The sequence below is a fragment of the Paenibacillus sp. XY044 genome, assembly GCF_002257645.1.
Lineage (GTDB): Bacteria > Bacillota > Bacilli > Paenibacillales > Paenibacillaceae > Paenibacillus_AQ.
Map to the genome: position 1 here is coordinate 308,891 of NZ_NQMO01000009.1, position 12,302 is coordinate 321,192.

The following is a 12,302-nucleotide window of genomic DNA, read 5'->3' on the forward strand; positions in this document are numbered from 1 at the left end:
AACGTCTCCCTTCATCGTTAGAATTCACCGGCCTTCACAGCGGCTGCTCTCATTTGCCGGCCGATGCCTCGGAACGCATTTGAACGATTTTTTGCGCTTTTGCCGCATCCGCAGCAAGTACGTCATTCCAGCCGAGACCTGCCACATCCGTTTTCATCTTTGCCCACAGCTGGTCAAACTCCGCCTGATCCTTCGCAAACACCATTTTCCAGGATGCATTTTTTACATAGTCCGAAATCTGGCTGCGTTTATTTTTAATATCCGACGAGTCAACACCGAAGCTCGTATTAATATTCGGCACGATGTCGATCATCTTATTTTTCAGATAGTAGTCTGTTGCGTTCTTGGCGTTGTAGGTGTTCTGCCAGTCCGTGGTCAGGGAGGTCTTGTTAGCTTCTATAGTAGAACTCCAGTAATTGTTGTTATAGAATTCGCCGGTGTCCGGGTCCTTGACAAAATCGCTCATGATCATGCTGTTGATCTTGCTCTGTCCGTCCTGGTATCCGCCGCCTCCATATTGATCCGGTACGGGGGTGTTCTTCTGGAAAGCGGTTTGCCCTGTTTCGGTCAGCTTGAACTTGCCGTCATCCGTCTTTTCGTAATTGAACCCTTCAAAGCCGTTCGTGTAGTAGCGCAAGCCCTCGGGAGAAACCGACCAATCCAGGAATTCCATAATCCTTTCGGGATTTTTGGCCTTTGAACCGATGGCAAAAACCCTGCCGTTGCCGTAATAGGCATCACTGGTCTGAATGATCCGGGAATCCGCGATCGGGACTGAAACATAGCCGTCGCCGTTTTTGCCTCTATCAATGGAATTGTAGAAGCCTCTCTGCCAGGAATACCATAAGAGAAGGACCTGTTTGTTGGTCAGTTTTTCGGAGACCTTGTTCCAATCCTGCGATGCGGAATCCGGATCGATCAGCCCCATCTGATTGGCCGTAAAATAGAATTGCAAAATCTTTTTGTACATGCTGTTGTCATCGATCAGCGGAACGATATCGCCTTTCGCATTCAGCTGCAGGGTTGTCGTTCCGTCGGGCTGCTCATAGCCGTACCAGTTGCTCAGCCAGCGAACGTTTTCCATTCCCCCGCCGTCCCAATCCTTCCACAGGGTGATCGGATCGATCGGTTTCCCGTCCGAAGTCTTGGGATACTTTTCCTGCATTTTTTTCAGCACATTCAGCAGATCGGTTAAATTGTTCAGCTTGGGTGCCCCTACCCCCTTGTAATAATCCCAAGGCAGAATGGGGCTGGAATAAGGCTGGTCTTCCGAGAAAGTCGTTGGCGAAGTATCGGCTGTAAACGTCGGTAACGCATAAATTTTGCCGTCCGGATTCACTTTATCGAAAGCCTCGTTAAAAGGTTTAAAGTGATTATCCACATACTGGGACAAGTACTTGGTGTTCTTGACCCTATCCGTCAAGTCCATAATCAGACCGGCCGGAATGAGCTCTTCCAGCTGACTGTTATCGATGATCAGGAGATCCCCCAAATTTCCTGCTGCCGACCTCGTCTTGTATAACTGGTCGCCGGCAACCTGCGGGGCAAGAATGTTCAGCGTCAGATTAAATTTGTCTTTAAGCAGCTTGCCGTACCATCCGGTCTGCTCGCCCTGGTAATTCGCCGCGTTATCGAACACCGTAATCGTCAGCGGCTTGCTGTGATCAATGGCTGTGTTATTCTCGGAAGTCTTTGCATCGGTACCCGGCTCCTCATTGGATGCGCCTCCACAGCCGGCCAGCCCGACCGAGGCGATGAAGAGACAAGCGAACAATAGCATGACCGATTTTTTTGCTGCTTTCCTGCTTTTACTCATTGGCCATCCTCCTAAATCCATTTTAATATCAAGTGAAAATCAACCTTTGACCGCCCCGATCATAATTCCCTTGACGAAAAACCTCTGGAAGATCGGGTAGATGAGCAATATGGGGGCAACGACGATAATGGTAACGGTCATGCGAATAGAAGTCGTGGTTTGCTCTGTGGCTAGACTGGCTATGGCCGTCGAACCGGCATTTTGCAGGTTAACCATGGTTGATAATGAGCTCGCCTGATTGATATAGTTATAGAGAATAAATTGCAGCGTGTATAATTTGCTGTCCGTAACGAGCAGCAGCGTATCCTGAAAAGAGTTCCACTGATCCACTGCAGTGAATATCGCGACCGTCGCCAAGATCGGCTTGCTTATCGGCAATATGATCCTGAAGAAGATCATCATCGTTCCTGCTCCGTCGATGCTTGCCGCCTGCTGCAATTCCTTCGGCGTCGATTCCACGAAGGTCTTGATCAGAATGATGAAGAACGGGGCTACGATCGTCGGCAGAATGTATGCCAAAAAATTGTTGGTCAAATGCAGGGAGCGCATGGTGAGATACCACGGAATAATCCCGGCGTTAAAAAACATGGTGATCACGGTGAACCGGTACCAGAATCTTCTCCCCCACATATCCTCTTGGGAGAACATGAATCCCAAAAAGGCGGAAGCCCCTACCGTCAGCAGGGTTCCGATCACGGTTCTGCCCAGGGAAATCAAAGCCGCATTCCCCAATCCCGGTATTTTAAAAACGTCCAAATAGTTCTGGAAATGGATGTGCAGCGGATAAAAGACGACGTCCCCCCGGGCACTGATATCGTTTGCGCTTATCGTATTAATGATGATGGAGTAAAACGGATAGACGCACACGCAAGCAAACAGGGAAAAAAGGACGTAGATCAATACGGTGATCATTTTGTCGGTCGGGCTTACCTGAACGGCTTTTCTCATACGATACTCTCTCCTCTTAACAATTTGGAGAATCCGTTTACCGAAAAGAGAAGAACAACACTAATCAAACTCTTCAGCATACTGATTGCGACCGATACGGAGTAGCTGCCGCCCCCCATCGCCAGGTTATAAACATACAGGTCCAGAACTTGTATATTTTCCTTGTTGAATGCATTTTGGAATACGAAATATTGCTCCAAGCCATTATTCAGAAAGCTGGCGATCTGCAGCATCAGCAGAACAAAATACGTCGGGAGCATGCTCGGCAGGATGACGTTCCATATCACCTGCATTCTCGTTGCCCCGTCCACATGGGCCGCCTCATAAAGGGAATCATCAATTCCCGTAATCGCCGCTATGTACAAGATGGCGGACCAGCCTAACGTTTTCCAGATCGTCCACAACCACATGGTGATCCAGACATGATCGGAGTTCTGAAGGAACAAAATCGGGGACTCGATCAGTCCCAGCTGCTTCAGCAGACCGTTGACGATGCCTTCGCTGGAAAACATGGAAAACGCCAAAGAATATACCAGTACCCAGCTGATAAAATTCGGCAGGGTCGTTACCGTCTGCACAAACTTTCGGAACCGCACGGCCTTCATTTCGTTCAGGAATATGGCAAAAATCATGGGTAGCCAGGAGAACAGCAGTCCCAATCCACTCATCCCGAACGTGTTCTTGATGACCTGGAGCAGCTGGTCGATCTTGACCTGGTTTTCGATCAAGGAACGAAACCACTGTAAGCCGACAAACGGAGATCGGGACAACGGAATCGGCGGTGAGTAGTCGAAGAATGCATAGACCCATCCGTAAAGCGGGTAGTAGGCAAAGACAGCAAGCAACAGCATGAAAGGGAGTATATAGAGGAATTTCTTAATGGACATTCCTCCTGAGGCGTAGCCTCTTATGCGCATCGTATCACCTTCCTTTTGATTGGTTTCTGATTTATTTGGGGACGAAAATTTCCCTCAAGCCAAGTTGAAGCAAGCGCTTTCAAATAAAATAGAAATTCACTCTTTTATTCATGACCCCCTATGAAATCTTTTCTTTGTCATTCTGAATTAAAAAAAATTGTAAATTACAACCTTGTTTTAAACAATGATGTATACGAACATCTAATTGATATATAGTCAGATTGAACAGATACGTGTAGGGGGAAACTGAAGCCCAGCCAGATTAGCGAGATGTACTCGTGAAGACGATGCTAAAAGCAGCCGATCAGCTTGATTCCATAGAAAGCTGCGAAATGCATACATCAATGTATCGGAAAACCATCCTGACGTCGTTTGGATCACGGAGCTTTGGAGAGATAACGAGCTCTGTATCGCCTTTTCAAAAATGAGAATGTATTGCTGCTGATCAAAAAATACATGTCGTTGGTTGCCGATTACGGAACCGATAAAGCTGCGGACGGTCGGCGGTAAATGCATCTAGAGTCATGTTCATGCAAAGAAGAGGTAGCTCCTTTCGGACATACTCCAATTCACCTTGGATCCGAGTCGGGCAAACGGCGTTTCATTACAATTTCACTGTAATTTACACGAGTATCCTGTATGTTTCCAACAGTGCCTCTGAGCCGGCAGCCGGTATCCATTTTCTAAAGAATGGCATGAACAGTTTCTGAGGATTGACCAAGTTTTATCGAAGCCGATAACTTAATCCCGTTTTATTGTTCCTTTTCCACTGAATTGAAGGGCGGCTGCCTTCCGCCTATTGACCTCTTCCCCATTCACCTCTATAATTGGTACCAGATACTAATACTTGATATTAAATATTACTTGTCTTACATGTTAAATTTCGATGATTACATTCCAACCCATAAGCCCGTATGAACTTATTTTAATTAAAAGGGAGCGATTCTTCATGAACCTGACTGTATCGACAGCCCGCATTACGGCTATTGGCAGCTATGTACCGGAAAAAAAGTTGACTAACGCGGACCTGGAGCAAATGGTGGATACGAACGACGAATGGATCGTCCAGCGGACCGGCATGCGGGAGCGGCGGATTGCCGGGGAGAACGAATACTCCTCTACGATGGCGTATAAGGCCGTTGAAAATTTGGCCAGTCGCTACGGTCAAGACCTGACCGACGTGGACTGCATCATCGTGTCGACGACGACGCCGGACTACGCTTTTCCGAGCGTGGCCTGCCAAATTCAAGGGCATTTTCACATTCCTAGCACGGCTGCATTTGACCTGAACGCCACCTGCGCTGGCTTTACCTATGCGCTGCATATGGCCAACGGTCTGATTACAGCCGGTCTGCACCGGAAGATCCTGGTGGTTGCGGCCGAGACGCTGTCCCGTGTAACGGATTATACGGACCGTTCAACCTGCATCCTGTTCGGCGATGGAGCCGCTGCCGTTCTGGTCGAGAAGGACGAACAGCGTCCGAGCTTTATCGCGGCCCATCTGGGTACGAACGGCGAAGGCGGTATCCACGTCTACCGCACGAATCTGTCCAAGACGATGAACGGCGAGGCGCTGCAAACGAGTGAGAAAATGGTCCAAAACGGACGGGAAGTCTACAAATGGGCGACGCGCACCGTGCCTCAGGGCGTAGAAACTTTGCTTGAACAGGCCGGAATGACGGCCCGGGATGTGAATTGGTTCGTCCCGCACAGCGCCAATTTCCGCATGGTCGAGTCCATCTGCGAAAAAGCAGGCATCCCGGTGGAGAAGACGCTGACCAGCATGGAATATTACGGCAACACATCGTCCGTATCGATTCCGCTGGCGCTTCAGCTCGGACTCGACGAAGGCAAGCTGCAGAACGGAGACACGCTGCTGCTGTACGGATTCGGCGGCGGCCTGACCCATGCCGGATTGATCCTGAAATGGGTCGTGGATGCCCGCGGCTGATAGGCAGGACAAGAGGCGTCGGCGTCGGATGGAGACAGCCGCCCGGCGGCCAGTTTCACGAAGGCGACAACATTGCGATAACGCAAAAGATATCACTGGAGTTTATGAACGCGTAGAGAGTGGCGAACATGTTTTAAAAGGCTTCCGACTTTGTCGGAGCCTTTTTTTCTTGAATTCGTTATTGCGAGGTCATCTACCCTGCCGCCTTTACGGCCGGCATCCTCCACGGTACAATGAAAGCAATCCATCGATTCGATGGATGCAACAATTCGAATCATCGATGAAATGGATGATTCGTTCATAAGTATACAACGACAAATTATGAAACGATTTTAAGGCAAGCCAACGACAAAGGTGGGAGAAAAATGAACCTGCACGCATTGCGCGTTTTTGCGGAGGTGGCCAGTACGGGAAGCGTGACCAAGGCCGCAGGCAACCTGCTGCTCAGCCAGCCCGCAGCCACCGCCCAGCTGCGAAACCTGGAGCAGGAGCTCGGGATGAAGCTGGTTGCCTCTAAGGGGCGCTCCATCCAATTGACGCCAGCCGGCGAGCGGCTGGCCGCCCGGGCACGGCAGCTGTTTTCGCTGGAATACGAGATGGAGCGGGAAATGAGCGCACTCAAAATCGGGCTCGAAGGCAGCCTCCGGATCTGCGCCACAGATCTGCCCGGCCGGACGGTGCTTCCCGCTTGGATCGTCCGCTTCAAGCAGCAGTATCCGAAGGTACATGTCCAGTTGACCCGGGGCAGTTCCCGCACCGCGATGGAGCGGCTGCTCGACCACTCGACGGACATTGCGCTTATCTGCGGCGAAGGCCCGAAGGATTCCGGCATGGAATACGTCACGCTGCTGGAGGATGAGCTGATCTTTGTCGTCCACCGGGACCACCCCTTGGCGGGTGCCGCCACTACGCTCCAGGAGCTGGTGAAAACCGCCTTTATCCTTCGGGAAGAAGGCAGCTATACCCGCAGAAAGCTCTTCTCCCTGTGCGACGCTTACGAAGTGCCGAAGCCGCGGACCGGGATCTGCATTGAAGGGATGCATGAAACGATTGAAGCCGTCAAATCGGGATACGGCGTTTCTTTTGTCCCCTCGCTTGCGGTATCCCGGGAGCTCAAATCCGGCGAGCTTGCGGAGGTGCGCGTTCCCGGGATGCGCGTCAAGGACCCGATCCGGCTGTACACCCGGATTGGCGAAGAGCCTCTGGCTCCGGCGGCTAACTTTATATCCATGATTGCTCCTCCGCTATCCCAGGTCGGGTCATGAATCATCAATTATATTGATGATACTGCTTGATATATATATTGGATTTATGTTCAAAATCTCATTATGCTGAAAGCACAGCAAGGTCATGAAACCGCTGTGGAGAAGGCATGAATGAGATTTTTGTTTTTCAGACCGATATTCCAAAGGAGGCACAACTATGACATCAACACTGTTCACAACATATCAAAGCGCGGTCAAAACCCGACTGGAGGAAATGAAACGCACGGCCGAAGCTGCCATCGGGCAGCTCGAGGACTCTGCCCTTTCTTGGGCCCCGGAACCCGGTTCCAACAGCATCACCGTGATCGTCAAGCACATGAGCGGGAATATGATTTCCCGATGGACCGATACGTTTACCACCGACGGGGAAAAGCCGGACCGAAACCGCGACGCGGAATTCATTTCGGAAGAGCTTGACCGCGCAGCCCTGCTGGATCGCTGGGAACATGGCTGGAGCCTGTTCCTGGGACAAATCGCAGCGCTTCGAGAGGAGCAGCTGCTGACGGAAATCACGATCAAGGGCCGGTCCGTCACCGTCATCGAAGCCATTGAAAAAAGCCTGTACCATAACGCCTACCACACCGGCCAAATCGTTTATATCGCCAAGCAGTACCGCAAGGAGCAATGGGTCAGTTTGTCGTGATCCATAGGTGTCTTACAAAACAGGGGGCATGCTCCCCCCTGTTTCCTTTCCATACCGAACGAAGATAAAAGCATACCATTCACTAGGTGAGCAGCCCTGGAACAATTTACGTTACGGCGGCGCTTCTCATGCTTTCCGCATATTTTTGTACCCTCAAAGTTCATGACAATAATTGTCACCATTGAACGATACAATGGCAGCAAGAACAGCCTCTCCGTAACCACGGAGGAGGAAAGGAGAATAACGATGAAATTAACCGCCTTGTTTTTTCTGATCATGTTTATGATCGGGACGGATACCTTCCTGATTTCCCCGATGATTCCAACGCTCCAAGACCTGTACAGCGTCCCCACGGGAATGTCCGGCTGGATGATGGGATCCTACACGCTCGGCGCTGCGGTATTCGCCTTGATTGCCGGCCCGCTCTCGGACGGGTTAGACCGGAAAAAGGTCATGCTGCTCGGCCTGCTGGGCTTTGCGGTGTCCACCGCGCTGTGCGGAATGGCCGCAGACTTCTGGACGATGTGCCTGTTCCGGCTCATGGCCGGCATCAGCGCGGCATTTGCCGCGCCACAGGTGTGGGCATCCATTCAAACGCTGCTGCCTGCGGATAAAAAGGGCAGAGCGATGGGGCTCGCTTATGCAGGCCTCGCAGTCTCCCAAGCATTCGGGGTTCCGATCGGCAGCTGGCTTGCGGCAGCCCACTGGTCCCTGCCCTTTTTCGCGATCGGATCCCTGTCCCTGCTGCTTGCCGGAGCCGCCTTTTTCATCCTGCCTTCCATGAGGCCCCAGTCGAATGCCGTTCAGGCGCGGCATGCTTTCTGGCGCAGATACGCGCCGCTGCTCGGAAGCGGCAGGGCAAGAGGAGCTTTCCTGGCCTATTTCCTGATCCATCTGGGCAGCAATGCCACGTTCGCGTTTTTGGGCAAATGGTCGGCGGAACGCTTTCACCTCCCCGTCGACCAGATCGGCACGATCATGATTTTCCTCGGTGTAGGCAATTTGGCCGGAAGTCTCGTGAGCGGATATGTCAACAACCTGTGGACGCCGTCCAGGACCGTAGCCGCTGCGGTGCCGCTCCTGATGATCGGCTATGCCGCACTCCCGCACTTGCCGTCTTTCATGGCCGCGTCGGTCATGTATTTCGCCATCTTTTTCATCTTGGGCATCCTCTTTCCGATGATCATGGGCGTCCTGAACAGCTTAAACCCATCGCTGCGGGGGACGATATCAAGCACGGCTACCTCCACGATGAACGCCGCCACGACGGTCGGCGCCTCCCTTGGAGGCCTGCTGTACGCCGGATCGGGCGGGTATGCGGCCGTCGGCCTGTTCTCGGCCTGCTGCTTCGCCGCATCCCTGCTCATCTTCGGCACGAGCCGCGTGCTGGCGAAAGAGCCGGCACTGCAGGCATAAGTAAAACGTATATCGAAGTACATTCGAAGTAGCCAGACCGCTTTTAGAGGTAGTTTTTCTTGCGATATAAGGAAGCCCGTGTCTCCGAAGATTATCCTTTCTTATATCTAAATTAAAACGTATATCGATGCACATTCCAAGAAGCCAGACCGCTTTTAGTCGAGTTTTTATTGCGATATAAGGAGGTTCAAATTTCAGAAGTTTATACTTTCTTATATCTAAACAAAAACATGTATCGAGCTCATTCCAAGAAGCCAAAGTGGGAGTTTCTCGCGATATAAGGAAGTCCGTGCTTACTTAAGTTCATACTTTGCTATATCAAAAAAAGCCCCACCGACCCTGTCGGCGAGGCTTGCTTTCTTTTACAACGAACATCATAATAGCACGGCATAGAACAAGAGCCTATTTTACCAACCCCTGTCGTCCCAAGCGCGATGCCCCGGCTTGCTTCAGCAATACTCCCTAGCTTACTAGCTTCACGCTCCGGACAGCGCTGGACTCGGCTGCTGGACGGTCACCCGGTATACGCCGGATCCCAGCTCCAGCCTCAATGTTCCGTCGCCTTCTTCCCGAGCGCTCAGCACGCCTGAAGCTTGATCCGCCGGCTGTCCGTTGACCCGCGTTGCGGCGATCGACGCACCCGGCAGTTCGGCTTCGGCCGTCGCGTTCGGCGGAATTTCGAATTCATAGGACGCCTGCGGGCTTCCCCCGTCCTCCGCCGTCAAGCTCCATTCGCTCCGGATCGTGCCGTACATGGAATCCAGCGCCGCTTTGGCAAAGGTCAGCTCCGAGTCGGTCCGCGGACGAAGCCGGATCCGCTTGTAGCCCGGTCCGTCGGCTTCATTCAGATCCAGTCCCGCCACGGCCCGGTACAGCCAGTCGCCGATGGCGCCGAAGGCGTAATGGTTATACGAATTCATGTCGTCGCTCCAGAACGTGCCGTCCGGCTTGATTCCATCCCAATGCTCCCAAATCGTGGTCGCCCCCTGCTTTACCGAATACAGCCAGGACGGATAATCTTCCTGCATCGCCAGCTTCACGGCCAGGTCATGGTAGCCGTTCTCCGTCAGCACATGGCACAGGTACGGCGTGCCGACGAACCCTGTCGTCAAATGGTGGTTCTGTTCCTTGACGTACTCCGCCAGCGTAGCAGCCATTCGGCGCTGAACCTCCCCTTCCACCAGCCCGAACATCAGCGGAAGGACCATGGCGGTCTGCGTATGCGCAGCCAGCCTTCCGCCCGGCGTGACGAACTCGTTCAGGAACGCTTCAGCCACCCGTTCGTACAGCTGGCGATAAACGTCGGCATCCTCGGTACGGCCGAGAACTTCGGCGGTTTTCACGAACAGGGATGTTGAGTAAGCATAGAAGCAGGTGGCGATCAAATCCCTCGGCGTGGCCCCGACGTAGCTGCCTTCCTTCGCGTCAAGCGCCAGCCAGTCCCCGAAATGAAACCCGGTGTTCCACAAATATTCGTTATCCCCTTGGGAACGGATATGATCGATCCATGCCTTCATGCTGTCATATTGCTCCTCCAGAATCCGCTTGTCGCCGTAGCAAAGATAGATCGTCCACGGACAAATGACGGCGGCATCTCCCCAGGCCGCGGACGAGCATGCATTATCGTCGAGAACCTGCGGTATGACATGCGGCACGCCGCCATCCTCCCGCTGGTCGGCCTTCAGGTCATGCAGCCACTTGGAGAAAAATGGAGCCACGCCGAAATTAAACGCGGCGGTCCGGACAAACACCTGGGCGTCCCCGGTCCAGCCAAGCCGCTCGTCGCGCTGCGGGCAATCGGTCGGGATGTCCAGGAAGTTGCCGCGCTGGCCCCATTCGATGTTATGCTGCAGCTGGTTCAACAGCTCGTGCGAGCACTCGAACTGCCCCGTCTGCGGCATATCGGTGTGCATGACTTGGCCGGTAAAACGGTCCGGATTCATCGGCTCAGCGTCCGGCCAGCCCTCGACCTTCACATAACGGAAGCCCTGGAAGGAGAAATGGGGCTCATACGTTTCCTCGCCTCCGCCTTTGCAAATATACGTTACGGACTGCTTCGCCTTGCGAAGATTGCCCGTGTAGAAATTGCCGCGGCTGTCCAGCACCTCCGCGTGCTTCAGCGTGATCGCCGTTCCGGCCGGCAGGTTCAGGCGCATATGTATGCGGCCCACCATATTTTGCCCCATGTCGAGCACCGTGTCCCCTTCAGGCGTCCGCAGAACTGTAACCGGTTTCAATTCTTGAACTACCCGCACCGGTTCGTTTTCCTGCATGACGAGGATGTCCTTGGCGTGATCCAGCTTCGCTGCTCCTGCCCAGTCCGCATCATTAAACCCAGGCTGGCTCCAGCCGGCCGCCTCCAGCCGCGCATCGTACGTTTCTCCATGGTAAATTTCCGACATGCGGACCGGGCCGGTCGACGCTTTCCAGGAAGTGTCGCTCCCAATGACTTCCGTGCTGCCGTCCGCATATTCAAGGTGCAGCTGAAGCAGCAGCGCCCGCTGGTCCCCATACAGGTTGCGATGATTCTCCCAAGCCAGATTACCCTTGTACCATCCGTTAGCCAGTGCCGCGCCGATGGCATGATCAGCTCGGGAGCGAATCAGGTCGGTTACGTCATAGGCCTGAACCTGCAGCCGGTGCCGGTAGCTGGTCCAGCCGGGCGTGAATGCCCAGTCGCCCACCCGCTCGCCGTTTAATACCAGCTCGTAGAAGCCGAGGCTCGTCGCGTAGATTCGCGCCTTCCGGACGTCCTTGCTCACGCGGAACACTTTGCGAAGAAGGAAAGCCTCCTCCGCCTGGGGATCGATCCGTCCCGGTTCCGGAGTGATCCAATCCGCACTCCAGTCCACCGTCCGCAGCAGCCCCATTTCAAAATAGGACGTGTCGCTCCATTCCGACTCCTGCCCCTGCTGGTCCCACACTTTGACGCGCCAGCTGCAGCGTTGTCCGGACTGAAGCGCAGCACCCGCATATTCGACAAGCACCGATTGGTCCGAGTCCACAACGCCCGTGTCCCAAATCAGATGATCCCCGGCAAAATCCCCTTCCTCTCCCGCCACCTGAAGATGATAAGCCGACTGCAGCACATGCATCCGGCCGGACGTGAGCTGCCAGCTGAAGCGGGGACGCGTCGTGCCGAGCCCGAGCGGCTCACTGCGGTATTCGCAGGTCAATTTCGTAGTGCCTAGCGTTGACATAGACTTCCCTCCCGTTTTTTATGTTGTATGCTAGCCAGAATCTTTGGCCATGTTTCATCACTGCTGCTTCCATTGTAAGAAAAACGTCAATCGACGCACCTTCAAAGAAGACAGACCGCGTTTAAAGGTAATTTTTCTTGCAATAT

General features: G+C 53.2%; 8 protein-coding genes. 4 read left to right on the plus strand and 4 right to left on the minus strand.

Features of this window, described 5'->3' with window-relative positions:
* Positions 1-49 precede the first annotated feature (49 nt).
* From CJP46_RS29505 to CJP46_RS29515, 3 genes are read right to left on the minus strand one after another with little or no spacing between them, the layout of a single operon-like run.
* A complete protein-coding gene (locus tag CJP46_RS29505) occupies positions 50-1,816 on the minus strand; it encodes a type 2 periplasmic-binding domain-containing protein (RefSeq protein WP_094599192.1) in 1,767 nt (588 codons plus the stop codon).
* Positions 1,817-1,855: 39 nt separating this feature from the next.
* Positions 1,856-2,764, minus strand: coding sequence for a carbohydrate ABC transporter permease (locus CJP46_RS29510; protein ID WP_094599193.1), 909 nt, complete (start codon positions 2,762-2,764; stop codon positions 1,856-1,858).
* The gene (locus CJP46_RS29515) at positions 2,761-3,651 is read right to left on the minus strand and encodes an ABC transporter permease subunit (RefSeq protein WP_218831068.1); all 891 of its coding nucleotides are present in this window, start codon (positions 3,649-3,651) and stop codon (positions 2,761-2,763) included. The genes CJP46_RS29510 and CJP46_RS29515 overlap by 4 nt, the downstream gene beginning before the upstream one ends.
* 979 nt (positions 3,652-4,630) lie before the next feature.
* Here CJP46_RS29515 and CJP46_RS29520 point away from each other — a divergent pair.
* The 4 genes from CJP46_RS29520 (at position 4,631) to CJP46_RS29535 (ending at position 8,956) form a co-directional block, all read left to right on the plus strand.
* Positions 4,631-5,632, plus strand: coding sequence for a ketoacyl-ACP synthase III (locus tag CJP46_RS29520; protein ID WP_094599195.1), 1,002 nt, complete (start codon positions 4,631-4,633; stop codon positions 5,630-5,632).
* A 365-nt stretch (positions 5,633-5,997) separates the two neighbouring features.
* Positions 5,998-6,897: a LysR family transcriptional regulator gene (locus CJP46_RS29525; protein WP_094599196.1), complete on the plus strand. Its 900-nt coding sequence runs from the start codon at positions 5,998-6,000 to the stop codon at positions 6,895-6,897.
* Positions 6,898-7,054: 157 nt separating this feature from the next.
* Positions 7,055-7,540 (plus strand): DinB family protein, encoded by a 486-nt coding sequence (locus tag CJP46_RS29530; protein WP_094599197.1) that lies wholly within the window; start codon positions 7,055-7,057, stop codon positions 7,538-7,540.
* Positions 7,541-7,786: 246 nt separating this feature from the next.
* Positions 7,787-8,956, plus strand: coding sequence for an MFS transporter (locus CJP46_RS29535; protein ID WP_094599198.1), 1,170 nt, complete (start codon positions 7,787-7,789; stop codon positions 8,954-8,956).
* A 476-nt stretch (positions 8,957-9,432) separates the two neighbouring features.
* Here CJP46_RS29535 and CJP46_RS29540 read toward each other — a convergent pair whose 3' ends face one another.
* Positions 9,433-12,156 carry an alpha-L-rhamnosidase gene (locus CJP46_RS29540; RefSeq protein WP_094599199.1) on the minus strand — a complete coding sequence of 908 codons (2,724 nt, stop codon included), beginning with the start codon at positions 12,154-12,156 and terminating at the stop codon, positions 9,433-9,435.
* Positions 12,157-12,302 lie beyond the last annotated feature (146 nt).